Below are 25,466 nucleotides of genomic sequence, written 5' to 3'. Positions count from 1 at the left end.
GCTATCTGAAATCAAGCGCGACGCGGGCGGTTACCTCGACATGTTGTTCATGACGGTTAGCTGCCGACTCCGCACCTCGCGCCGAGCGCTGCTGCAAAACATCCGCAAGCGTTATCGTCGACAGATACTGCCTGATCTGCTCACTAAGCCCCATCCATAGTTCATGCGTCAAACAAGGCTCCGCCCCCCGGCAATTGGCTTTGCCGCCGCAGCGCGTCGAGTCTATCGCCTCATCCACGGCGGCGACTATTTCTGCAATATTGATTTCGGACGCATCTTTACTCAATTGGTAGCCGCCGCCGGGGCCGCGTACGCCCTCAACCATGCCTCCCCGCCTCAAGCGGGCAAAGAGCTGCTCGAGATAAGACAAGGAAATAGCTTGCCGTTTCGCAATATCGGTCAGCGTAACCGGTCGCCCGTCGGCATGGCATGCCAGGTCAAGCATGGCGGTAACTGCATAGCGGCCTTTGGTTGTCAGTCTCACGGCACTCCCTCATTATTTGAAATGATTATACAACAACATCTATTACCAAGTAAAATAGTACATTATAAACAACCCGCGCAGCCTATAGGCCCACGGAGTCATAAAATGCCCGACCCGCCGCTCCTCGGATATAATTAACCAGCAAAACCTGCCAATAGCAGGCCGGGCTGGCCCCGACTATGCGGTTTTAATAGAGATTACCGGCTGAAACCATGCTGAGCGCTGATTTTTTTCGACATTGATCAACGCCGTTTAATATAAAATCAATAACCTGCTTCAGGTTTACCGGAAAAACCATTAAATCAGCGCTTACCATGCACGAAAGACGCTTTTTCAAAACAGCGTTACTGGCGGGCTGCCTGCTCGTCACACTTCCACTATTGCTGGTACAACTGGCATTTCAGGGGAAAGCCTCGGTATTTCCAAACGACCCGGACCCACTGGCGCTCCCTACCCCGCATATCAACCTGCAGCCTGCAAGTGAAAATCCTTTGCAGCAAAAATCGCTACGCTCACTCAGATTAACGGCGGAAGACATTACCGCCATCGCTAATTTTCTGCTCATGAAAAAAGAGCTGGCGGGTCGTATCGAAACGCGCATCAAGGAAAAACACCTGGAGTTTCGCGCCGCCATAAAATTGCCGACGCAGCAAAAAAATATATACCTCAATATTGCGCTGATCGCCGATGACGACACGCCGCACGCCATCATAAGACGGCTGGATATCGGCCACCTGGTCATTCCGGAACCGCTGGTTTATGTTCTGATGAAAGCAGTGCGACTATTTCCTTCGATTAAACACTATGACGACCTCGCCACCCGGATAGTACAGGGCGTTCATATCGGCAGCGACCAGGTCAGCATTACACTGCATTGGAACAATTCAACAACGGGACAGGCGCAGGAACTCGAATCAGACCTGGCAAACAGGGATCGCTTGCTTAGTTATCACAACCGGCTGGCGGAACTCATAGCGCAATCCGGCAAGAAACGCTTTATCAGCCTGGGCTCATTGATGCAGCCGCTGTTTCAACTGGCAAAGGCACGTACGGAAACAGCCGCTGCAAGCTTGGGCGATCCCGTCGAAGAAAACCGTGCATTAATACTGGTTTTGACCGCATACGCAAACGGCTGGAGTCTGTTGACGGACAATGGCACATTACCCGCACCGGAGCCATTACCGCGTCTTGGCACGCTGCTCAATCGGCGGGTCGACACCGCTCAGCATTTCATGCTGTCCGCCACGCTGGCAATGTCTGGCAACCGAACGCTTTCCGATATGATAGGATTTGCAAAAGAAATCAATGATATACATAGCGGCAGCGGCTTCAGTTTCACCGATCTCGCCGCCGATCGCGCAGGCACCTTGTTTGGAAAAATGGCGACGCGCAGCCCCAAAGATGCGCTCACTACTCAAAATAAAATCAGCCAAACAAGAGAAGAAACCATTTATATGCCTCGTATTCTGGATTTACCGGAGCATCTGAGTTCATACGCTTTTCAGACGCGCTTCCACAGTGTCGAATCAGCGGAGTTTCAGGAAATTAAACAGCTCATAGAAGACAGAGTGAATGCGTGCCCGCTTTATAAATAAGCGCACCTACAGGCGCTGGCGCAAGCGTTGGCCGCCGTGTCAACGAAATTGCGCCTTCTGCCGGAAAAATACCACCGTCCCGACCGCCGAAAGTTACCAATTCCGCCAGATTAATCGCTATAATCAATAAGATTAGTGGCTTTAACAGCCAATGCGCTTACCTAACCACAGCAATTGAAAAACTCAAAGATGAGTTCACCTATCATATATGAGTTTCCTCTTAACGAGCGTATACGCGCATTTTTGCGCTTGGAACGCCTTTTCGATACCATCGATTTTTTCATGCGCGGCGACAGCGAGTTCGAAAGCAGCTCCACCGTCGGCAGCCTGCTCGAATTACTTGGTTTTTTAGGCCGTGTCGATCTGAAATCAGAATGCATCAAGGAGCTGGATCGCTACACCGGCTCACTGGAAAAACTGATGGACAACCCTGAAGTAGAGCATGGCGCGCTTGAAAAATTATTGGCGGAAATAGCGCAAACCAGCGAAGCGCTATACTCGAATCAGAACAAGATCGGCTTGTGCATGGCCGAAAACGAACTGCTCAAGGCCGTAGGCCAAAAAGGCACCGCACTCAGCGCCATCTGCGCTTTTGATTTGCCTTACTACCATTACTGGCTAAGAAAAGACGACGATCTGCGCAGGCAGGATCTTCTAGGCTGGATCGGTTCGCTCGATACCCTGCGCAAAGCCGTAGACCTCTCGCTGCATCTGATAAGAAACAGCGCAAACATCACTGAGGAGCAAGCGGACAACGGCTTTTTCCAGAAATCCCTGGATGCAGCATTACCGTTCCAGATGCTGCAGGTCGAGCTGGATGACCGGCTTCCCTACTTCGCCGAGTTTAGCGGAGGCAAGCAACGCTTTTCCATCCGCTTCATGAATGCAAGCATACACGAACGCCCTGCGCAAACGTCCAAAAGCATTTCATTCACATTAAGCTGCTGCGCCTTTTAGCCGGCACCGGAAATAGATCATGTCGATACGTATATTCATCGCCGCACTCATCGCACTCATACTGTCCGTACCCGTCCTGGCCGATGCATCATCCGGCAGCATAAAAATCGGCGTGCTGACTTTCGGAACCGTTAACTGGGAACTGGAGGCCATACGTAACGAAGGACTTGATAAAAAATATGGCGTCGAGCTTGACGTGCATTTGCTCGCCAACCCCGATGCCGGCAAAATCGGACTGCAAGCCAACACCCTGGATATCATCGCAACGGATTGGATTTGGGTGTCCCACCAATATCAACAAGGCGCAGACTTCAAGTTCATTCCTTTTTCAACGCAAGCCGGCGCAATCATGGCTTCGGCTGGCGGCGCCGTCCGCTCGCTGGCCGATTTGCGCGGCAAACGGCTGGGAATCGCCGGCGGCGGTCTGGACAAAAACTGGTTGTTGTTAAAAACCTACGCGACCCGCCTGGCAGGGCTGAATCTGGAACGCGACGCGCAACCGGTTTTTGCCGCGCCACCCCTGCTTAATCAGCAGTTGCAGGACGGGAAACTGGATGCACTTCTCACTTTCTGGCATTTTGCCGCGCGCCAGGAAGCGCAAGGCTACCGGCGCATACTCGACGGGCGCGACATGATACGCGGGCTAGGAATAGAAGTCGCCGTACCCAATCTCGGGTATGTTTTCAAAAACGGCTGGGCGCTCAAAAACAGCAAAGAGCTGGATGCCTTTATCGCCGCGTCGGCGGAAGCACGCAGCCTGCTGTGCAGTTCGGATCAGGCCTGGAGCAAAATCGCGCCGCTTACCCAGGAAAACGATAAAAACATATTAAAAATACTGAGGCGCGACTATTGCGCCGGTATCGTCAATCAATGGGGAAACCCTGAAAAAGCCGCTATCGGTAAAATCTATCAGCTGCTGCGCGAAACCGGCGGCGAGTCATTGACCGGCGCGGCGCAAGAATTGCCGGCAGCGATTTTCTGGCGCTAGCCCTGGCACCCAAATAGCGGGGGGCCTGCACGTCTTGTCTTATCTGGTCAAGAGTATCCGCACTTGATTATAGTGCCGCAGTTATAAAAAATACCCGCTGTAACACATATACCCGAATCGAGCGGTGATCATTTGGAACAACCTGTCAAAAAAAGTCTGGCGACGGATATAGGGGCAATGCTCGGACGAGGTCTGCGCGAAGCGATTTTTTTGGCTTATGCGGCCGTCGGGCTGTTTGTGCTGGTGGCATTGATCACGTTTAACCCGAACGACGCAGGCTGGTCGCATTCCGAATACGGTAGGAAGCTGGCAAACGGCGGAGGCGCGTTAGGCGCGCTGATTTCCGATTTCAGTCTGACGCAACTGGGCCTGATAGCCTGGCTGCTGCCTTTTCTACTTGCCGGTTACGGTTATACCGTCAGCCGCGGGAATGGTGGAATGCCGCGCAGTTTTGCCGGCCATGTCGTGCAGTGGCTGGGCATGGCGAGCGCGCTGAGCGCTGGCGCCGGACTTGCCACTTTGAAGCTGAGCAAAGTCGCGGTCAAACTGCCCGAAGGCAGCGGCGGTATTATGGGAGAAGCGGTCGCAGATTTGTTGACCGGCAATTTCGGGCGTACCGGCGCATTTGCATTTCTGGTAGCGGCTTTTTTATCCGGTGTTTCGCTGTATACCGGTTTGTCTTGGATAAGCGTGATCGATATCGCCGGAAAAAGTGCGCTGTATGTAATCAATGCGGTTCTGTCGCTATTTGCCCCGGCAAGCAAGCGGAGCAGCGCGCCTGTCGAGACTCAAGAGCAAGCCGAAGTCCATGCGCCCGTGCACGCCCCCAGACCGGCTCCGGAAATCAAGCCGAAACCTGCGCCTGTCGAACAACGCAGACCGGCAGAACCCAGGCCAGTGGTGTCCAAACCGGCAGCTTCCGCTTTCCTGCAGCCGCCGACGCATAGCGGCGAGTTGCCCCCGCTGGATTTACTGAATGATCAGGCGCCCGAAACCCAGGGCTATAGCGATGAAGCGCTGGAAGACATGTCGCGGCTGGTGGAAAGCATACTGGCCGATTTCGGCGTGTCGGTTACCGTCGCGGAAATCCATCCCGGCCCGGTAATTACCCGCTTTGAAATCCAGCCTGCCGCCGGCATCAAAGTCAGCCGCATCACCGGGCTCGCCAAGGATCTGGCGCGCGCGCTGTCGGTAACCAGCGTACGGGTTGTCGAAATCATCCCGGGAAAATCGCTGATCGGTCTGGAAATACCCAACGAAGAACGCGAGATGGTTTTGTTGCATTCGGTGCTGGCTTCCGATGTTTATCAGCACGCCGAATCGCCGCTGACGCTGGTGCTTGGCAAAAGCATCAGCGGCGAGCCCGTGGTCGCCAACCTTGCCAAAATGCCGCACCTGCTGGTTGCAGGCACCACCGGTTCGGGCAAATCGGTAGCGATCAACGTAATGATCCTGAGCATGTTGTACAAGGCTACGCCGGAAGAAGTGCGGCTGATCATGATCGACCCGAAAATGCTGGAGCTGTCGATATACGCCGATATTCCGCATCTGCTGACGCCGGTGGTAACCGACATGAAGGAAGCGGCCAACTCCCTGCGCTGGTGCGTCGCGGAAATGGAGCGGCGTTATGCGCTGATGTCCAAGCTCGGCGTGCGCAATCTCGCCGGTTACAACGAGAAGGTAAAGGCCGCGATCAAAAACGGCGCGCCGCTGCTGGACCCCACATGGAAACCGAACCTGTCCGTTACCGAAGACGGGCCGCCGGAACTGGCGCCGCTGCCGTTTATCGTGATCGTGATCGACGAGCTGGCCGACATGATGATGATCGTCGGCAAGAAGGTGGAAGAACTGATCGCGCGTCTGGCGCAGAAGGCGCGCGCCGCCGGCTTGCACCTGATACTGGCGACGCAGCGCCCCTCCGTGGATGTTTTAACCGGGTTGATCAAGGCCAATATTCCGACGCGTCTGTCGTTCCAGGTCTCTTCGCGCATCGACTCGCGCACCGTCATCGACCAAAGCGGCGCCGAAGCCCTGCTCGGCAATGGCGACATGCTGTTTTTACCGCCGGGCGCGGGCATCCCGATGCGCGCGCACGGCGCCTTCGTTTCCGATCAGGAAGTGCACGATATCGTCGAGTTTTTGAAGACAACCGGACACGCCGATTACATAGAAGAAATCACCCGCTTTACCGAAGACGGCAGCGAAGGCGGCGGAAGCTCGCGCGGCGGCAATGGCGACGGCGGCGACGATCTGGACGCCCTGTACGACGAAGCGGTGCGTTTCGTCACCGAATCGCGCAAAGCCTCCATTTCCGGCGTGCAGCGCCGCTTCAAGGTCGGCTATAACCGCGCCGCGCGCATGATCGAAGAAATGGAGAGCGCCGGCATCGTCGGCCCGGCGGAAACCAACGGCAGCCGCGAAGTGCTGGCGCCGCCGCCTCCGGAAGTTTAGAAAAAGCGCGAATATTTTCATGCGCGTTAACTTAAAAACCCTCGGCTGCCGCCTCAATGAAGCCGAGCTGGAAACTTGGGCGCAGCAGCTGGACGCCGCCGGACATCAGATAGTGGCGCATCATCAGGATGCCGACCTGGTGGTGCTGAACTCCTGCGCTGTCACCCAGGATGCGGTGAAGAAATCGCGGCAGATTATCCGCCGCACGCATCGCGAAGCGCCCGGCGCCAAGCTGGTGGTCAGCGGTTGCTATGCGACGCTCAATCCGCAGGAAGTGGCTGAGTCGCTGGGCGTCGACCTGGTGATCGGCAATACCGAAAAAAGCCGGCTGATCGATATAGCCGCTGAGCGTCTGAATCTGGCGGCTATGCCGGCATTTTCTTCCGAACCGGGCGAAAACTCGCTGTTCAAGCGCGGTCGTCAGCGCGCATTCATCAAGGTGCAGGACGGTTGCCGCTATCGCTGCACCTTTTGCATCGTCACCAGCGCGCGCGGCGAGGAAAAGAGCCGCACGCTGGACGAAATCGTCGAAGAGATAAACCGGCTGCATAATCAGGGCGTACAGGAGTTTATTCTGACCGGCGTGCATCTGGGCGGTTATGGCAGCGATCTGGGGCTTAATCTCGGTGAATTGGTTGCAACGGTGCTCGATAGAACGTCGATTCCGCGCTTGCGTCTGGGCTCGCTGGAACCCTGGGATATACCCGAAGGTTTTTTTTCGCTGATGCAGAACCCCCGCTTCATGCCGCACCTGCACCTGCCGCTGCAAAGCGGTTCCGACAGCGTGCTGCGGCGCATGGCGCGCCGTTGCAAGACCCAGGATTTTGCCGCATTGGTTCAGCGGCTGCGTAGCGCCGTACCCGGCATCAATATCACCACGGATATCATAGTCGGTTTTCCCGGCGAAACCGGGCAGGAATGGGAGGACACCCTGGCGTTTATCGAAGCGCTGGGCTTCGGGCATATCCATATTTTCAGTTATTCGCTACGTAACGGCACCAAAGCCGCAACGCTGCCGGATCAGGTTTCCGAGACTGTCAAACGCGAACGCAGCCGGGTTCTGCATTTGCTGGCCGAGCGGCAAAAAACACAAGCGCAAGCTCATCTGCTTGGCAGCATCGCAGAGATACTTTGGGAACAGGCTAAACCCGCCCCAGAGCAAACAGGCTTGGACATAATTTCCGGTTATACGCCGGACTATCAACGCGTGGCCTTGCTCTTGACCGATGGCCGGCAGCTGGAAAATACGATTACACCGGTACGGATTACTGCTTTGGCGACAGAACAGGATTATTTGCTGGCTGAAATGTTGGTGTGATTCCCTGGCCGGACGCACCGTGGTTGGGTTATTTGCACCAGTGGCTGTAATAAACCTGTTAATTCTCTTGCACACTTTGCGATTTTGTGCGCGCACTGCAATCCGCCCAAATAAAAACCTACTTTAACTTCATGTAATTACAGCCTATTGACAGCCATGCTTACGCTGGTAAGCAGACAACTTAATCTGGCGCGTTTAATGCATTTTCGCCTGTAGTACCAGACTTTTGGAGTCATAATGCTGTTGTCTATTGTCTATTTTTCCGTCGCGGCTGCGCTTGGCTCGGCAATGTTCGCAGCGGTTGCAGCGCAAAGCACGCGCGCCGAAGGAAGGACCGCAACAGCCACTCCGTCTCTTTATTCCGCATTTTATCGCAACAGCCTGTTTATTCTGCTCGGATTCAGCGGAATCGGCGCTGTGTGGGCAGGCATAAGCATCCTGCTTGACGGTAAAGTGCTGAATGACGTGCTTCCGCTCGGTTTGCCCTGGCTGCATTGGCATATCCGCCTCGACCCGCTCTCCGGTTTCTTCTTGTGCGTACTCGGCTTGCCGTTACTGGCGGTGAGCCTCTATGGCCCCGGTTATATCCGTGAATTTGAACGCGGCAAGCATGGACTGTCCGTCCTGGGCGTATTTACCGGCTTGTTTGTAGCGGGCATGGAGCTGGTATTGCTGGCGGATGACGCCTTTTTGTTTATGATCGCATGGGAAATGATGTCGGTAGCCAGTTATTTTCTGGTCGCCTACCAGCACGAGCACTCGGAAAACCGCCGCGCCGCTTTCCTCTATTTGCTGATGGCGGAAATAGGCGCCATCACTATCATTCTGGCCTTTGGCGTGCTGGCCGGATTCGGCAGCGGTTTGACTTTTGAAGCCTTGCGCAGTGCAGTGGTAAGCCCGGCATGGGCGAGCATCGCTTTTGTATTGGGACTGATCGGATTCGGCATGAAGGCGGGCCTTGTACCCGTGCATGCCTGGCTGCCCGAAGCGCACCCGGTGGCGCCATCGCATATTTCCGCGTTGATGAGCGGCGTGATGCTTAAAATCGCGGTGTACGGATTCATCCGCTTTACTTTTGATTTGCTGGGCGGTATTCAATGGCAATGGGGCGTACTGGTGCTGATCGTCGGTTCGGCTTCAGCGTTACTGGGCATCCTGTATGCGTTGCAAAAACAGAATTTGAAAAGAATACTTGCCTACTCTTCAGTCGAAAACATGGGTATCGTTTTCATCGCACTGGGTTTGTCGCTTATCTTTTTAAGCAGCGGCAAGACGCTGTTGGCCACATTGGGACTGGTGGCTGCGCTGTTGCATTGTCTAAATCATGCGCTGTTCAAGACGCTGCTGTTTCTGGGCAGCGGCATCATCCTGCATCAAACCCACGAACACAGTCTGGAAAAAATGGGCGGGCTGATCCACCGCATGCCGAAGCTGTCGGTCATATTTCTGATCGGCACCCTCAGTATTTCCGCTTTGCCGCCGCTGAACGGCTTCGTTTCCGAATGGCTGATTTTCAAGACCGCGCTACGGGCTTCCGAACTGGAAAGCGGCATACTGCGCAGCCTGATTCCTACCACCAGCGCGGTATTGGCGCTCACGTCCGCGCTTGCCGCGACCTGTTTCGTCAAAATCTACGGCGTGGCTTTCCTCGGGCGCGCTCGTTCGCACCATGTTGCGAAAGCCGATGAGATTGGAGATTGGCGCATGCTGGCCGGTCCCGGCTTATTGGCCGTTTGCTGCGTCCTGATCGGCTTGTTGCCGGCGCCGCTGATTAATACGCTGGCTTCCTTGACGCAACAGATAACCGGAGCAACGCTTCCCAGCGTGTCCGACTCCGGTTGGTTCTGGTTGACGCCGATATCTTCTACCTATTCCCCGTCGCTGCTGTTGCTGTGCGCACTGATGGTGGGCGGGTCAAGTTATTTTCTTTTGTCGCGCCGCACCGGACTCGATCCGCGCATGGCGGAGCCCTGGGACTGTGGTTTCGGCGGACTGGATGCCAGTATGCAATACACTTCCGGCGCATTCAGCATGCCGATAAGGCGCATTTTTAATCCGGTATTCAAGGTGCTGGAGTCGCTAGATATACAACAGCAAGGCCCTGCTCAATCGCAAGTAACCCGTCTCGGCTACCGGTTTCAGATAATAGATCGAGCGTGGTTGACCCTGTACGAACCCATCGGCTGGGCGGTTACACGGCTTGCACAGTGGCTGGGGAGATTACAGACCGGCAATATCCGTACTTATCTCGGCTATTCGTTTTTTACCTTGCTGCTTTTATTATGGGTGATCAGCTGATGGGTTGGCTGTTGGCGTTATTCGAAACCTTGCTGTTTATTGCCGCAGTGCCGCTGCTGACCGGCTGGATCAAGTTCGTCAAGTGCCGCCTGCAGAACCGCAAAGCGCCCTCGTTGCTGCAACCTTACCGCAATTTGCGTAAGCTTTTCCTGAAACAGCCCATCCTGCCGGACACTGCTTCCTGGATATTTCGCGCCGCGCCCTATGTTATTTTTTCATCTGCGGTAATGGCCGTTGTCCTGGTTCCGTTGCTGGCGTTCGACCTGCCTACCGCTCGTATTGCGGATATGATCGTACTGGTGGGTTTTCTTGCTCTGGGCCGTACTTTCCAGGTACTGGCCGGCATGGATATTGGTACGGCGTTCGGGGGCATGGGTTCTTCGCGCGAGATGACGATTTCATCTTTGGCGGAACCCGCCCTGCTGATGGCCGTGTTTACACTGGCGATGAGCGCCCATACCACGAATCTATATCAGGCCATGCTTGCCATACACGATGCAGGCATAGTCCTGCGTCCGTCTTTCGCGTTCGCACTGGGCGGCTTGATGCTGGTTGCGGTTGCGGAGACGGGCCGTATACCGGTGGACAATCCGGCTACTCACCTGGAATTGACCATGATACATGAGGCCATGATACTCGAATACAGCGGACGCTGGCTCGCGCTGATCGAGTGGGCCTCTCAAATCAAGTTGGCCATTTACGGCGCTCTTATTGTGAACATATTCTTTCCATGGGGCATTGCCGAAGACTCGTCGTTATCCGCATTGGGGATAGGAATTGCGGTTATCGCATTCAAGCTGGCGGTATTGTCGGTGCTGTTGACGCTATCCGAGGCGCTTCTGGCCAAGATGCGCATCTTCCGCGTGCAGGAGTACTTGAGCTTTGCCTACCTGCTCACTGTTTTGGGCATGCTGAGCCATATCATTCTGGAGGGCGCTCATGTCCATCACTGACCTGACCTTGTATCAACAGGCCATCCTGCTGCTGGCAGGGCTGATATTATTGACCTCGTTCCTGATGCTCGGGCAAACGCGGCTGCTGCGGCTGATTGTGATCTTTGCTATACAAGGATGTCTGCTGGCTGCCGCGACCGCCCTGGCGGCCGGCGTTCTGGCCTATCCTCATCTGTATATTTCAGCCATCCTGACACTGATATTGAAAGGCATCGTTATCCCGATGCTGTTGTATCGCCTGACTCATCGCATGGGTCTGCATCGCCACATGGATACCATAGATCATCCGACGCTGGGGATGATGGGAGGCATCGGGCTGGTCGTTTTCAGCTATTACGTCAGCCTGCCCGTCGTCGCTACCTCTACCCTGGTGACGCTCAATGCAATTGCGGTCAGCCTGTCCGTGGTGTTGATCAGCATGCTGCTGATGATTAACCGGCGGCAGGCGGTGGCGCATGTCGTCGGCTTCATGTCCATCGAGAACGGATTGTTTTTCGCGGCGGTTGTTTCCACATACGGCATGCCGATGGTGGTGGAGTTGGGCGTTGCGTTCGATGTTCTGGTCGCGGCGGTGGTGTTCGGCGTGTTTTTCTTCCAGATTCGCGCCAGCATCGATTCGCTCAATGTCGATCGATTGAATACGCTGCACGAGACCGAAAAATGACCGCGGTTTACCTGATATTGACAACGCCGCTAATCGGTATGATCCTGCTTGCGTTCCGCGGGGACCGCCCGTCGGCGGGAGCAGTCAACGCATGGTTGAACCTGCTGGCTTTCGCCGAGGCCTTATGGCTGGCCGGCGACGTGTTCAGGCATGGGCCGAGGCTGTCACCCGACCGCCTGCTGCTTATCGACCCGTTTAATGTTTATCTGGTGGTTTTGACCACCTTCGTTGGGTTGACGACCTCGCTGTTTTCAAGGGCGTATATGGAGCATGAGCGCGAAATCGGACGGGTTACGTCGCGCCGCCTGCGCCTTTATTACGCGATGTACCAGGGCTTCATGCTGACCATGTATCTGGTGCTGACCACCAATAATATGGGGGTGTTATGGGTCGCCATGGAAGGCGCGACGCTGGCCACGGTGCTGCTGGTCAGTCTGTATCGCACTCCGGAATCGGTGGAAGCCGCCTGGAAATACTTCATACTGTGCGGAGTGGGTATAGCGCAGGCGCTGTTCGGCACGGTTTTGCTTTATTTCGCCGCCGAACAAAAACTGGGGATCGGCGGCGACGGCTTGTTATGGACGGTATTGCACGAAAACGCCGCGGTGCTCGATCCCGCCATCCTTGCGCTGGCGTTTGTGTTTCTGCTGGTCGGATACGGCACCAAGATCGGACTGGTTCCACTGCATAACTGGCTGCCGGATGCGCACTCCGAAGGCCCGACGCCGATGTCCGCGATACTGTCGGGGCTGTTGCTGAACGATGCGCTGTACGCGGTAGTGCGCTGCAAGATGCTGGTCGACGGCTCTCTCGGCACTCATATGGCCGGCACGCTGATGATGGGCTTCGGTTTGCTTTCTTTCCTGGTGGCCGCTTTGCTGCTGCACAGGCAAACCGACATCAAACGTTTGTTCAGCTATTCCTCAATTGAGCATATGGGGCTGATGACCTTTGCCTTCGGCGTCGGCAGCCCCTGGGCCACTTTCGCCGCATTATTCCACATGACGACGCACTCCCTGACCAAATCCGCCATTTTCGTTACCGTCGGGCATGCCTCGCAACTGGCAGGTACGCAGCGCATGGAGCGTATCCGCGGCCTGATACTGACCCAGCCGACCATCGGCTGGGGCTTGCTGATCGGCACCGTGGCGATAGCCGGATTTCCGCCTTTCGGGGTGTTTGCCAGCGAGTTTCTGGTGCTGGTCGCCACCATGCGCGATTATCCGTGGCTGACGCCGTTGCTGCTGCTGGGTATCGGTCTCGCTTTCGCCGGACTGTTCCGTCATTTGCAGTCCATGGTATACGGCGACGTACCCGAGGGACAAAAGCCAATTCCGGTCAAGCTGTGGCCGGTCATGCTGCATCTGGTAATCGTATTGTGGCTGGGCCTTTCTATCCCCGGATTTTTGGGCGATTGGTTTAATCAGGCTACGCAGTTGATTTCGGGAGCCTTGCCGCAATGACGCAAACGAATCAAGACATTGCGGTTGCTATTGAAACCGCGCACTCGCAGCCATCGGAGCCTGAAAGTCTGGCCGCGGCGCTGCGTGCGCAAAAAATCGATGTCGAATTGATAGAGCCTACGGCTTCCTTTCCTGCGGTAGTCAAATTGAACGCAGCCGATTGGGGGAACGCGGCAGCGGCAGCCAGCGCTGCAAAATGGCGCTGGGCCGGCGTTTGGGCTGATGATTGCGTATCCGAACTTAAAGTTTATAGCTGTCTGCAGAAAAACAATACCTATCTGATCCTGCAGACGCAGTTACGACCCGGGCAAACCGGCTTAACTTCACAAGCGCCGTATTTTTGGGCGGCGGATCGGCCGGAACGCCATACACAGGATCTCTTCGGCATTCGTTTCGAGGACCACCCCGATCCGAGGCGCTGGACGCGCCATCAGGCTTGGCCGCAAGGCAGCTACCCGTTACGCAAGAGTTTTCCTGCGTCCGGTTTAAGCCAGGCTGAAACGGCGCCCGATCATGAATATCCTTTTCTGGAAGCGAATGGCGATAGCGTTTACCAGATTCCGGTCGGTCCCGTACATGCCGGCATCATCGAGCCCGGCCATTTCCGCTTCCAGGCGATAGGCGAAACCGTGCTGCATCTGGAGGAACGGCTCGGTTACGTACACAAAGGCATCGAAAAAATTTCAGAAGGCCGCGACCCGGCGGGTTTGGCGCGTCTGGCGGGAAGAGTTTCCGGCGACTGCACGGTTGCGCATGCCTGGGCCGCCTGCCTGGCGATGGAGCGCGCAGCCGGTTTTGAAGCGCCGCCGCGCGCGGCCTTCCTGCGCGGCATCATGGCGGAGCGCGAACGCATCGGCAATCATTTATGGGACATGGCGGCGTTGTGCAACGACGTAGGCTTCGCGTTTGCTTATTACCAGTTCGGCCGTTTGCGCGAGCTGTGGCTGCGGGAAAACCAGTCCGTGTTCGGACACCGTTTGCTGATGGACCGTATCGTGCCGGGCGGCGTAATTTCGGATATTTCGTCGCAAACAAACAGGTTGATGCGCGAATCCGTCACCACGATACGAGGGGAAGTCAACGAGTTGCTGACCATACTCGACTATAACTCTTCTTTGGAAGATCGTTTTATCGGCGCCGGCATGTTGTCCGTGGAACTGGCCGATGCGCTGGGAGCGCTGGGCTTTGTCGGACGCGCCAGCGGTCAGACTTTCGATGCGCGCGCTCACATACCCTATGCGCCCTATGACAGTTTGCAGGTTCGTGTACCGGTTGAAAGTCAGGGCGACGTAGCTTCCCGCTTCTGGGTGCGTTACAAGGAATTGCGCGAAAGTTTTCATCTGATCGAAGCTTTACTGGATACAATGCCTTACGGCGATGTATCCCTGTCCTGGCAAGCGCCCGCCGCAGGCGCTCAAGGCTTTGCCGCAATCGAGAGCTGGCGCGGCGAGGTATTGTGCTTTGTCCGCTTCGATGGCGATAACGCCGTGAGCCGTTATTGGCCGCGCGATCCCAGCGCAGTCAACTGGCCAGCGCTGGAAAAGCTGGTTCTGGGCAATATCGTCCCCGATTTCCCGGTATGCAACAAATCGGTTAACGCATCCTATTCGGGTCACGATTTATAAAAACAGGCCGGCCGCAGTCGGTTGCCGCATTAATAAACCCTGGTTGCGTATTTAATCGGGCGTGCCAAGGCAGTTTTCCGCCGAAAACCACCGGTGAGTGGACGCAGAACAGGGAAGCCTAGTAAGTCATCGATATCAGATATATCAACACATGCATATGGGGTTCCCATGTTGAGTCTTTACGGAAAAATAATCAAAACCGGCATGTTGACCGAGAAATTGCTGAAGCTGCCGGAAGACCAGTCGGTTATACACGCCGGGCAGACCCTGAAAGCGGTCATCGACAAAAGCTTCCAGGGCAGCGTCGCCATACGGCAGGTGGATGCCGGGTCCTGCAACGGCTGCGAGCTGGAAATACACGCGCTCAACAACGTATACTACGATATTGAACGCTACGGCGTACATTTTGTAGCCTCGCCGCGCCATGCCGATATTCTGATGGCGACAGGGCCGGTGTCCCGCCACATGGAAGCCGCGTTGCGGCGTACTTATGAAGCGATGGCCAATCCAAAGTGGGTGATTGCCGTAGGTGATTGCGGCGCCTGCGGCGGCGAATTCGGCATATCTTATGCCAGCCGTGGCGCGATAAACAATATAATACCGGTAGATATAGTGATAAACGGCTGTCCGCCTGCGCCGATCGATTTAATGCGCGGTATACTCAATCTTTTCTCAACCGTGTAGAACTCCAGGATACTCCATCGCTTTTTTGCGCCGATACGGCAAATATTTCCTGCTGTTCCGGAAATACTTTTCCGGAACAAACAGAACAATACCCGTTCGGATTTGCCCATCGTTAAATTGCTGCTTACACTAACCTTTTCCGCAGATTGATAACTATCCCATCCGCATCCCCCACATGAAAGACATGCGGGCAGTGAAAATATTCGCCAACCGGCGCATAATTTTATTTTGACCGGTGGTCTATCATTGGAGGATACACGTCTATGCCCTGGCTGAACCCGTTCGATTCGGGCTTGACGATTAAATATCGGCTTTGACTGATATGCGTATTGGGCCTTACACTCTGACGGGCCGGGTGATTCTCGCCCCGATGGCCGGTGTGACCGATTTGCCGTTCAGGCTGATCTGCCGCCGACATGGGGCCGCTATGGCGGTTTCCGAGATGGTCAGTTCGCGCCCGGATTTGCAAACGGACGCACGTACCTTGCTGCGCACGGATCATAGCGGCGAACCCGCCCCGCGCGCGACCCAGATACTGGGCGCCGACCCGCTGCAGATGGCGGAATCCGCACGCCTGAACGTCGAACGGGGCGCGCAAATCATCGATATCAACATGGGGTGTCCTGCAAAAAAGGTTTGCAATGTTGCGGCCGGCTCCGCATTATTGCGCGACGAAAAACTGGTGGGGCGCATTCTCGATACCGTGGTGGCTGCCGTTTCGGTGCCGGTAACGCTGAAGATACGTACCGGCTGGGATCAGGAACAGCGTAATGCGGTGACAATTGCTAAAATTGCCGAGTCGGCCGGCATACAGGCCCTGACCGTGCACGGACGTACACGTGCATGCGGGTTTTCCGGCGAGGTAGAATACAATACAATTTCAGATGTAAAACGTGCGGTGAATATCCCGGTTATCGCCAATGGCGATATCTGTTCACCGGCGCTGGCTCGGAAGGTAATGGACGCAACGGGGGCCGACGCTGTCATGGTGGGGCGTGGAGCCTTGGGGAGACCCTGGCTGTTCACTCAGCTCGACCTGGAGTTAAGCGGCACTCCCGTTTCGGATGTTCCTTCCGCGGAGAAGCGGAAACGAGTGATACTGGAGCATGTCCATAATCTGCATGTTTTCTATGGCAGGCGAGCAGGCCTGCGTATCGCGCGCAAACATATCGCTTGGTATGCCAAACACTGGCCGGAGATTAACCCGGCCGGCTTAAGGGAACTTCTCGCCGTGGACGACGCTGACTTACAGCATCGATTAACGGATCTCCTGTTTGACTAACACTGTCCCGGAACAGACGGTATGGCTAGCGATATGTTAAATACAAAAAGCAATACATTTTTTTCATCCACCGATGCGCAATGGCAGTCCTGTCTGCCGCTTTGCGAGCAGGTCAAGCTGATGCTCGCCGGATATTTTGAAAGTCTGGAAGGCGAATCGGCGGCCGATTTGTACAATATGGTCATGAGCGAGGTCGAACGCCCACTGTTGCAGGTTACACTGGAACGCTGCAACTACAATCAGAGCAGAGCCTCCCTGATGCTGGGAATCAGTCGCGGCACCCTCCGCAAAAAGATATCCCACTACAAACTGGAATAATGGGAATTGAACATGAATAACAAGGTCGTCCGTGCGCTGCTCAGCGTTTCAGACAAAACTGGCGCGGTCGAACTGGCGTCGGAGCTTTCCAGGCTGGGTGTCGAATTGCTTTCTTCCGGGGGGACAGCGCGTCTGCTTCGTGAAAACGGCATGGCGGTAATTGATGTCGCCGAGTACACCGGATTTGCCGAAATGATGGATGGTCGCGTCAAAACGCTGCACCCGAAAATACATGGCGGGATTCTCGGACGGCGGGGCATCGACGATGCCGTCATGCAAGAGCAGGACATACTGCCGATCGACCTGGTTGTGGTCAATCTTTATCCGTTCGAACAGACCATTGCCAACCCCGAATGCTCGTTGCAGCAGGCGATAGAAAACATCGATATCGGCGGACCGGCGATGATACGCTCCGCTGCCAAAAACCATGACGCTGTAGCGGTAGTGGTCGATGCGTTCGATTATCCCATCATCATTTCCGAACTGAAGAGCAATCAGGGCGTGTTAAGCGCGCCGACGCGCTTCAGACTCGCGGCAAAAGCGTTTGCCCATACCGCTCGCTACGATGCGGCAATTGCCGGCTATCTGAACAGTCAGGATGAAGCCGGCGACGCGTTTCCGGAGCACCTGCTGATCGGACAGGAGCGCGTGCAGATCATGCGTTATGGCGAGAATCCGCACCAGCATGCCGCGTTTTATCGCGACCCCAAGCCGCCGGTCGGCAGCATCGCTTTGGCAAGACAGTTACAGGGAAAGGAACTTTCCTACAATAACATCGCGGATGCGGATGCGGCGCTGGAAGCAGTCAAGAGTTTCGAGCGAGATATCCCCACCTGCGTGATCGTCAAGCACGCCAACCCCTGCGGCATAGCCCAGGGCGCAACGTTGCTGGATGCCTATGACCGCGCTTACAAAGTGGACCCGACCTCGGCTTTCGGCGGAATTATCGCGTTTAACCAGCCACTGGATGCCGAGGTTGTCCAGGCCATTATCGACCGGCAATTTGTCGAAGTCATCATCGCGCCTGCAGTCTCTACGGAAGCCGTGCCGCTGTTGACGAAAAAGCCCAATGTCCGCGTTCTCGAAAGCGGATTATGGCGAGACGAAACAGCGGCGGGCTGGGATTTCAAGAAAGTTACCGGCGGTTTGCTGGTGCAGGAACGCGATAGAGGCCGATTGACGCGCGAACAACTGCGGATAGTCAGCAAGCGTCAGCCCAGCGAGCGCGAGATCGAGGATATGCTGTTTGCCTGGAAAGCGGTAAAATTCGTCAAATCCAACGCGATTGTGTTTTGCCGGGACCGTCAGACCATAGGTATCGGTGCCGGACAAATGAGCCGGATCTATTCCGCGCACATAGCCGGTATGAAGGCAAGCGACGTCGGGCTGAGCCTGAAAGATGCGGCAATGGCTTCGGATGCTTTTTTTCCTTTCCGTGACGGCATAGATTCAGCGGCAAAGGCCGGTATCAAAGCGGTAATCCAGCCCGGCGGCTCCGTGCGCGATGACGAGGTAATAGCGGCCGCGGACGAGCATGGCATGGCAATGGTATTCACCGGTATCAGGCATTTCAGACATTGAGTACGCATTGCAACTTTTCGGATACCGACCTGTGTGTGAAGTGCGGACTATGTCTGCCGCACTGTCCGACCTACAACAAGACGCAGGACGAAAACGAGTCGCCGCGCGGCCGCATTGCACTGATACAGGCCTGGGCGGCGGGACAGCTGCCGGAAACGGAAAGACTGCACGGCCACATAGCAGGCTGCCTGCTATGCCGCGCCTGCGAATCGGCTTGCCCGGCCAATGTACCCTATGCTGAGCTAATCAACCGCTTCCGGGCCGAGACCGCCGCGAACGAGCAAAAGTCGCTGCTGTCGAAACTGCGCATGAGTGCATTGCAACGCTTTGTACAGGGCTCCTCGGCGCAAAGACAACTGGGTAGCCGTCTTGGATCACTTTTGAATAAAGCCGGTGGAACGCGCGCAGCCGGTTTTGCTGCTGTTATGGACGGTTTGCCCGCCCCGGAACACTCGGTCGATTGGGTGGGCTTCCATCCAGCGCTTGGCGAAGAACGCTGTAGGGTGGATCTGTTTACGGGCTGCATGGCCGAAATGGCCGACGCTGCAACCGTCAAGGCCGCCATACGCGTTTTAAATACGCTGGGCGTAGGCGTACGCGTTTCGGCGCAGCAATCCTGTTGCGGCGCACTGGCGCGACATAGCGGCAACATCGCAACCGCACTGCGGCTTGAGCAGGACAACCGGTCTGCGTTTAAACAACATGAACCCGATAAGGTCATTACCTTGGCCAGCGGCTGCGGTTCAGCGCTCATGAGTACACTGGACGGCGGCAAGGTTCAGGATATCAGTCAGTTCCTCGATAGCCTTGCCTGGCCGGCGCATGTACAATTGGCGCTTTGGGACTCCCAGGACAAAGTTTTTCTGCATACGCCCTGCACCCTGAAAAACACGCAAAAAGCAGGCGCCTATCCTCTGAAACTGCTGATGCGCATTCCGGGCATGCAGTTGCAAACCGTCGCCGATCGATATTGCTGCGGCGCGGCCGGCAGTTACATGCTGGAGCAGCCGGAAATGGCGGCGGCTTTGCGCGACGACGTACTGGACTCGATATCGCCGGGCTCAGCGGCAGGCTTGCTATTGACATCCAATGTAGGCTGCGCAATCCATTTGCGGGCCGGACTAAAGGCGCGCAATGTTGCAAACATCAAGGTGATGCACCCCGTCCAGTTTATTGCAAGCCGGCTGATCTCCTGATGCCTACCTGCTTTTATAATCGGACCGCCTGCATACGCCGGTCTGTCATATGGTCATGCTAACCTCATTTCTATAAGCATCGGACTGGTTTTCCAGTCAATTTGTTTCTTCAGTCTGCACTGGGTGAGCGTATGAGCATGATCAAAAACACGGGGAAATTGTTGACGACCACCGCGATGGTGGTCGTAGGCCTTTTTGTTCTTTACCATTTGCTGAAAGGCTTGGCGCTGATGAAAATATTACAGTAGGAGTAGCTATTCAGCGAAAGCAATTCCCGTCTCCGACAGTGGCGCCTTTCCCAGCCGGAATGACAAGCCCGGTGCGGAGGCGGATTTTATATTTTAATTCAGACTAACGAGTTCGTTTTTCTTCCGGGGTAGGAATGTACTGGATCTACGATATACCGACATGGTTATTGGGGGTTTTGGCTGTAGCGGTTTTTTTATTCGTTTCCCTGGGCGGATTGCTGCTGTCGCACGGATTTATCCGCGAAAGATTAATGCTTTCGAACGAAACCAATAATGCGGTTTGCGGGTATATTAGCGGTATCGGCGCTGTTTTGGGTCTTTTGCTGGGGTTTGTAGCGGTCGCCACTTGGCAGGCTTTTAATAATGCAGCCAGTTTGGCGACGCGCGAAGCAGCGGAAGTCGGCTCTCTTTATCTTGACGTGAGCAGCTACCCCCCGCCCTATGCAAAAAACATGCAGGAAATTCTGAAAACCTATCTAACGACGGTTATCGATACGGAGTGGCCCGCGCAGATGCGCGGCCAGGTTGCGCACGACGGCATGCGGCATCTGCATCGCCTGCATCATGAGATATTTACGTTTGAGCCTAAAACCATAAATCAGCAGGTGTTGCAGGCGGAAGTATTTCATGCCCTTAATAATGTATTAAACGCGCGCCGCATGCGTCTGGACGCCGTTGACGACGGCCTGCCGGCCCCGCTTTGGTATGTAGTGTTGATCGGCTCGGTTGTCAGCATAGCCACAACCTATTTTTTTCATTTCCCCAGTTTTAAAGTACACTTGATCCTGACCGGTAAGTTCGCTCTTTTCACCGGAATAATGGTTTTTTTGATTGCCGCAGTCGACAATCCGTTTCGGGGTGAAGTCAGCATATCTCCTGATTTATACCGGATGATGCTGGAATCCTGGTCGACAAATCCATAATTAGAAACAGAATTTAAATTTTATAAATTGATTGTAACTATTCAGTGAGTGCTTTTGAGTCATGACCGAAGCAGCCGGAAATGAGGTAAGCCAGTCGAAACGCGCGGAAGCATGTTGGAATTTTAACGACGCTGCAAATCCGTGCCTGGAAGCTCTCTGCACCCATCAATGGGCGCAGAAGGTCTCGCCCGCCCCACACCCACATCTCTTCCTCTCCAGCAGGTATGCTGAATAGTTACAATCGATTTACGTCTACCTTCAAAACAATCATGACGATTTACTGGATTTACGATTTGCCGGTTTGGCTGTTCGGCCTGGCCACGGTTGCTATTTTTGTAGCGTTTTCTGTAGGTGGTCTGCTTTTATCAAACGATTATATCAAAAGGAAATTTAATACCTCTGAGAGCATGAATGAAGCCGTCAGCGGGTATTTTGGCGGCATTACCAGTTTGTATGGACTATTGCTGGGCTTGGTCATTGTAGCTTCCTGGCAATACTACGACAATGCGTCCAGACTGGTATCGCGCGAAGAAGCCGCGATCGGCGCATTGTATGTCGATGTCGGCAGCTATGCCGAGCCGCAGCGAACGCAAATGCGTGAAACTATAAAATCTTATGTGAATTATATAATTAACAACGAATGGCCTGCCCAGGCGCATGGGGAGCTGCTCTACGGCGGCAGAAAAATTTTACTCGACCTGCAGCAGTCGCTGCTGGACGTAGACCTCGGAGACAGCCGAAAGCAGCTGATAATGGCGGAAGCATTTCAAGCGTACAATAAACTGATAGAGGCGCATAGAATGCGCTTGGACGCGGTCGATGACGGTTTGCCGGTCGTATTATGGATCATCGTGATTTCGGGTGCGGCACTGAGTGTGCTTATTAGCTATTTTTATCATTTCACCCATTTCCGCAGTCATTTGCTGATGACTACCGCACTGGCGGTGCTGGCTGGATTAATGGTGTTTCTGGCCGCATCGGTCGATAATCCATTCAGAGGCGCGGTTAGCGTGTCTCCTGACGCCTACCATCGTTTACTGGAAACCTGGGCATCCGATTCCGTGTCGAAGGCTCCGTCCGCCGATGAGGCGCAGCGATCGGCTGGAGCGTCGATTGCTGATCATTAGAAAGAGGTTTAGAGCGTAATGTTTTGGATTTACGATATACCGACCTGGCAGCTGGGCGTTTCGATCGTCACGCTTTTTGTGGCCGTTTCCATTGGCGGGCTGTATCTGTCGCGCGGCTACATCAAGAATCATTTCGGCCTTTCCGATCTGAGCAACAGAGGCGGCGTCAATGGCTACAATGCCAATGTCGGCGGACTTTTTCGCTTGCTGCTTGGATTGGTTGCGGTCGCTACATGGCAGGATTACAACAGCGCTTCCACCCTGGTTTCTCGCGAAGCAAGCGCGATCAGCGTTTTTTATCAGGATATCAGCAGCTATCCCGAACCGTATAAAACAGAGCTGCAGAACCGGTTGAAAACCTATGTTCATTTCGTAGTCGACTCGGAATGGCCCGCGCAGTCAAAAGGGCAGCGGGTACATGGCGGCAGGCAAATTCTGCTGGGCCTGCAAAATACCCTGCTCGAGCTGAGGCCTGACACCGCGCGGGATAAAGTTGCGCAATCGCAAGGCTTCGCAGCTTACAACCGCTTGGTCGAAGCGCGTCGCATGCGTCTGGACTCCGTGGACAGCGGATTGCCGGCAGTATTATGGATAGTCGTTTTCAGCGGAGCGATACTGAGTATGTTCGTTACTTACTTCTATCACTTTTCCCACTTCCGCACACATGTGGTCTTGACCGCCGTTATGGCCGTTTTTTCCGGGCTGGTTGTGTTTTTAACGGCAGCGGTCGATAACCCGTTCCGAGGCGAGGTCAGCGTTTCCTCCGCGCCTTATCAATTACTGCTGGAAACCTGGGAAGTGTATCGCTGAAGTATCAATCGGAATCAATACTCGCGCCATTTGAAAGGATGGCCTCGCTAAAAAAATAGGCGCTGTCTTTAAAAATACGCTTTTGCGTATCGAAATCGACATGAATCAGCCCGAAACGTTTGCTGTAGCCGTAACTCCATTCAAAGTTATCGAACAGCGACCAGGCAAAATAGCCTTTGAGATTAACGCCGCTGCCGATTGCTTCGCGGCATGCGTTCAAATGGGTTCGGTAATACTCGACGCGTCTTGCGTCGTGAAGACGGCCTTGCGCGGTTAGCGGCGGATCCTTAAAAGCCGCTCCGTTTTCCGTTACGTATAACGGGATATCCCCATAGCGCCGCTTGATCCACAGCAGGGTTTCCTTGAGGCCTCGGGGAAACACTTCCCAGCCCATTTCCGTATATTCCGCACCCGGCTGCGCTACCGGCGAGGCTCGAACCGGCAGGTTGTTGCCGTCTGCGCGATTAACCGAACGCGTGTAGTAATTGACGCCCAGGAAATCGAACGGCGTACGCAGCAGCCGCATGTCGGCTTCGTTATGCCTCGGCCAGTAATCGCCAAAAACTTCCGCCAATTCATCCGGGTAGCCGCCCAGGAACAACGGGTCCAGATACTGCCGATTCATGTAGGCGTGCGCGCGTTCGGCAGCCGTCTGATCGCCGCGTTGGTCCGATGCGGCATATTTCGGCTCGATGTTGACGACGATGCCGATACGACCATTGCTTTCCGCGCGGAACGCCTGGACCGCCAGCGCATGCGCGCGCAACAGGTTATGCGCAACCAGCGGCGTTTCCTGCAAAGACCGGTGTCCTGGCGCATGAATGCCGTCCAGAAAACCGGCGTCGGCAATAACCCAGGGCTCGTTCAATGTCGTCCAGTTTTCCGCCAGCCCGCCCAGCGCGCCAAACACGGTTTGCGCATAATCGGCTAACCAGTGAGCGCAGTCGCTGTTGGTCCAGCCGCCGCGTTCGTCCAGCGCGGCAGGGAGATCCCAATGAAAAAGCGTCGGATAGGGCTGTATGCCGGCATCGAGCAGCGCGTTTAACAGGCGCCGATAGAAATCCAGACCTTTCTGATTGATTTTACCGGTACCCGCCGGAAATATGCGGCTCCAGGACAGGCTGAAGCGATAGGCCTGTAAGCCCAGCTGCCGCATGAGACCGATGTCTTCGCCAAAACGCCGGTAATGGTCGCAGGCAATGTCGCCGTTGCTTGCATCGCTTATCGTGCCGTCGCGATGCGAGAACAAATGCCAGTTACTGGGGCCGGCGCCGTCGGCGAGCGGCGAGCCTTCGATCTGATAAGCTGAGGTCGCCGCGCCCCACAGAAAGCCGGGTGGGAATTGAGCGACATCAGTCATGCGGCGCCGGCGTGGCGTAGCTGCGGTTTTTCCAGCGGCTGCGTTCGCCGCGCCAATAACGTATCGCCGACGTCCAGGTCATCGCCATATACAGTCCGGCTATCATCGGCAATGTCAGCGCCCACAGCGGATGTTGACGGTAATATCGCAAAGTGGGCAGATAGCTGCCCGTCATGCCCAGCCAGGCGTAAAGCGCCAATGTAAAGATGGTGGAGTTTGTTGAGGCCAAGCCCGCGAGCGGAACCCAGAATACCAGCACCAGGCTTAAGGTGCAGAACGCCAGCCACAAAATCGAATAGTGCAATTGCGTGTATGCAGTGCGCGCGACCATCTCCCATATTGGGCTGAGCGTGTCGTAGCCGCGTAGACTGATCACCGAGTGCGATTGTCCGATCCAGGTGCGATATCCCGCCTGTTTGATTTTATGCGCAAGAGAACAGTCGTCGATAAGCCGGTCACGCAGGCTGGTGAATCCGTCGATCTCTTTCAGCAACCGTGTTTCCAGCAAAATACAACCGCCCGCTGCAGCCGAGAAATGGCGCGAGGGAGAGTTGGCCAGCCGGAACGGATACATTAGTTTGAAGAAGTAAATGAACGCGGGCATCAGCAGTTTTTCCCACAGCGTGTGCATGCGCAGGGTCGCCATGATGGACAGAAAGTGAAGCTGATGCGCGCGCATTTTTTTCACCATTCCGGTAAGCATGCCCGGTTTTAGCAGGATATCCGCATCCAGCAGCAAGATATATCGCGTATCCACGCGCCTTACACCTTGATCCAGCGCCCAGAGCTTACCGCTCCAGCCGTCGGGGAGAGGCTGACCGCTGATCAATTCTGCGGAAATACCGCCGGTAGTTCGCACGGTTTCCGCGGTCGCGTCGGTGGAGTTGTCGTCCACCACCAGCACGCGCAGCCCGGTACCCTGCGCCGCCAGCCCTTGCAACGTTTCCGTGATGACATCAGCTTCGTTGCGCGCCGGTATCACCACGGTCAACTCGGACAAATCGAACCCGTCGGCAATTTTCGAAGGTTCCAGCGCTTCGGTATTGAACCACGGCCGCCATGGCAGCAGCAGAACGACCATCCAGGAAAAAGCCGCCAGCGTTACGATGATCAATGCGGATGTTTCGGTCATGGCGGCAAA

At 55.2% G+C, this 25,466-nt stretch carries 21 protein-coding genes; 18 read left to right on the top strand and 3 right to left on the bottom strand.

The annotated features are described in order from the left end of the window. Window position 1: 1 nt before the first annotated feature. On the bottom strand, window positions 2-484 hold the full coding sequence (locus F6R98_RS21020) for a Fe-S cluster assembly transcription factor (protein ID WP_153250756.1): 483 nt from the start codon (window positions 482-484) through the stop codon (window positions 2-4). 314 nt (window positions 485-798) lie between these two features. On the opposite strand from F6R98_RS21020, the gene F6R98_RS21015 reads away from it, so the two are divergent. The 18 genes from F6R98_RS21015 to F6R98_RS20930 all read left to right on the top strand — a co-directional run bounded on the left by F6R98_RS21015 (window position 799) and on the right by F6R98_RS20930 (window position 22,965). Further along, the gene (locus tag F6R98_RS21015; RefSeq protein ID WP_153250755.1) at window positions 799-2,079 is read left to right on the top strand and encodes a hypothetical protein; all 1,281 of its coding nucleotides are present in this window, start codon (window positions 799-801) and stop codon (window positions 2,077-2,079) included. A gap of 189 nt (window positions 2,080-2,268) precedes the next feature. After that, on the top strand, window positions 2,269-3,036 hold the full coding sequence (gene zapD / locus F6R98_RS21010; RefSeq protein ID WP_153250754.1) for a cell division protein ZapD: 768 nt from the start codon (window positions 2,269-2,271) through the stop codon (window positions 3,034-3,036). 19 nt (window positions 3,037-3,055) lie between these two features. Further along, on the top strand, window positions 3,056-4,024 hold the full coding sequence (locus F6R98_RS21005; protein ID WP_153250753.1) for an ABC transporter substrate-binding protein: 969 nt from the start codon (window positions 3,056-3,058) through the stop codon (window positions 4,022-4,024). A 177-nt stretch (window positions 4,025-4,201) separates the two neighbouring features. Then, window positions 4,202-6,475, top strand: coding sequence for a DNA translocase FtsK (locus tag F6R98_RS21000; protein ID WP_153251180.1), 2,274 nt, complete (start codon window positions 4,202-4,204; stop codon window positions 6,473-6,475). 19 nt (window positions 6,476-6,494) lie between these two features. Continuing rightward, window positions 6,495-7,793: a tRNA (N(6)-L-threonylcarbamoyladenosine(37)-C(2))-methylthiotransferase MtaB gene (gene mtaB, locus F6R98_RS20995; RefSeq protein ID WP_153250752.1), complete on the top strand. Its 1,299-nt coding sequence runs from the start codon at window positions 6,495-6,497 to the stop codon at window positions 7,791-7,793. Window positions 7,794-8,030: 237 nt separating this feature from the next. Next, window positions 8,031-10,091 carry a hydrogenase 4 subunit B gene (hyfB, locus tag F6R98_RS20990; protein WP_153250751.1) on the top strand — a complete coding sequence of 687 codons (2,061 nt, stop codon included), beginning with the start codon at window positions 8,031-8,033 and terminating at the stop codon, window positions 10,089-10,091. Continuing rightward, the gene (locus F6R98_RS20985) at window positions 10,076-11,044 is read left to right on the top strand and encodes a respiratory chain complex I subunit 1 family protein (RefSeq protein ID WP_228125000.1); all 969 of its coding nucleotides are present in this window, start codon (window positions 10,076-10,078) and stop codon (window positions 11,042-11,044) included. Before hyfB ends, F6R98_RS20985 begins: the two co-directional genes overlap by 16 nt. Continuing rightward, complete coding sequence (locus F6R98_RS20980) at window positions 11,031-11,708, top strand: formate hydrogenlyase (RefSeq protein WP_153250749.1); 678 nt, start codon at window positions 11,031-11,033, stop codon at window positions 11,706-11,708. Before F6R98_RS20985 ends, F6R98_RS20980 begins: the two co-directional genes overlap by 14 nt. Further along, complete coding sequence (locus F6R98_RS20975) at window positions 11,705-13,171, top strand: hydrogenase 4 subunit F (protein WP_153250748.1); 1,467 nt, start codon at window positions 11,705-11,707, stop codon at window positions 13,169-13,171. Before F6R98_RS20980 ends, F6R98_RS20975 begins: the two co-directional genes overlap by 4 nt. Beyond that, a complete protein-coding gene (locus F6R98_RS20970) occupies window positions 13,168-14,796 on the top strand; it encodes a hydrogenase large subunit (protein ID WP_153250747.1) in 1,629 nt (542 codons plus the stop codon). Before F6R98_RS20975 ends, F6R98_RS20970 begins: the two co-directional genes overlap by 4 nt. A 168-nt stretch (window positions 14,797-14,964) precedes the next feature. Then, window positions 14,965-15,480, top strand: a complete 516-nt coding sequence (locus F6R98_RS20965) for an NADH-quinone oxidoreductase subunit B family protein (protein WP_153250746.1) — start codon at window positions 14,965-14,967, stop codon at window positions 15,478-15,480. Window positions 15,481-15,802: 322 nt separating this feature from the next. Further along, a complete protein-coding gene (gene dusB / locus F6R98_RS20960) occupies window positions 15,803-16,762 on the top strand; it encodes a tRNA dihydrouridine synthase DusB (RefSeq protein ID WP_153250745.1) in 960 nt (319 codons plus the stop codon). Between the two features lie 21 nt (window positions 16,763-16,783). After that, a complete protein-coding gene (locus F6R98_RS20955; RefSeq protein WP_153250744.1) occupies window positions 16,784-17,080 on the top strand; it encodes a helix-turn-helix domain-containing protein in 297 nt (98 codons plus the stop codon). A gap of 12 nt (window positions 17,081-17,092) precedes the next feature. Beyond that, complete coding sequence (gene purH, locus F6R98_RS20950) at window positions 17,093-18,661, top strand: bifunctional phosphoribosylaminoimidazolecarboxamide formyltransferase/IMP cyclohydrolase (RefSeq protein ID WP_153250743.1); 1,569 nt, start codon at window positions 17,093-17,095, stop codon at window positions 18,659-18,661. Then, complete coding sequence (locus tag F6R98_RS20945) at window positions 18,658-19,857, top strand: (Fe-S)-binding protein (RefSeq protein ID WP_153250742.1); 1,200 nt, start codon at window positions 18,658-18,660, stop codon at window positions 19,855-19,857. The genes purH and F6R98_RS20945 overlap by 4 nt, the downstream gene beginning before the upstream one ends. Window positions 19,858-20,239: 382 nt before the next feature. After that, window positions 20,240-21,028, top strand: coding sequence for a bestrophin-like domain (locus F6R98_RS20940; protein ID WP_153250741.1), 789 nt, complete (start codon window positions 20,240-20,242; stop codon window positions 21,026-21,028). Between the two features lie 224 nt (window positions 21,029-21,252). Continuing rightward, window positions 21,253-22,155: a bestrophin-like domain gene (locus F6R98_RS20935; RefSeq protein WP_153250740.1), complete on the top strand. Its 903-nt coding sequence runs from the start codon at window positions 21,253-21,255 to the stop codon at window positions 22,153-22,155. A gap of 18 nt (window positions 22,156-22,173) precedes the next feature. Beyond that, window positions 22,174-22,965: a bestrophin-like domain gene (locus F6R98_RS20930; RefSeq protein WP_153250739.1), complete on the top strand. Its 792-nt coding sequence runs from the start codon at window positions 22,174-22,176 to the stop codon at window positions 22,963-22,965. Between the two features lie 4 nt (window positions 22,966-22,969). On the opposite strand, the gene F6R98_RS20925 is transcribed toward F6R98_RS20930, so the two are convergent. After that, entirely contained in the window at window positions 22,970-24,325 is a 1,356-nt protein-coding gene (locus tag F6R98_RS20925; RefSeq protein WP_153250738.1) for a GH1 family beta-glucosidase, read from the bottom strand. Further along, on the bottom strand, window positions 24,318-25,457 hold the full coding sequence (locus F6R98_RS20920; protein ID WP_153250737.1) for a glycosyltransferase: 1,140 nt from the start codon (window positions 25,455-25,457) through the stop codon (window positions 24,318-24,320). The genes F6R98_RS20925 and F6R98_RS20920 overlap by 8 nt, the downstream gene beginning before the upstream one ends. Window positions 25,458-25,466 lie beyond the last annotated feature (9 nt).

The sequence above is a fragment of the Candidatus Methylospira mobilis genome (assembly GCF_009498235.1).
Taxonomy (GTDB): Bacteria; Pseudomonadota; Gammaproteobacteria; order Methylococcales; family Methylococcaceae; genus Methylospira; species Methylospira mobilis.
This window is presented reverse-complemented; position numbering and strand designations above follow the sequence as displayed.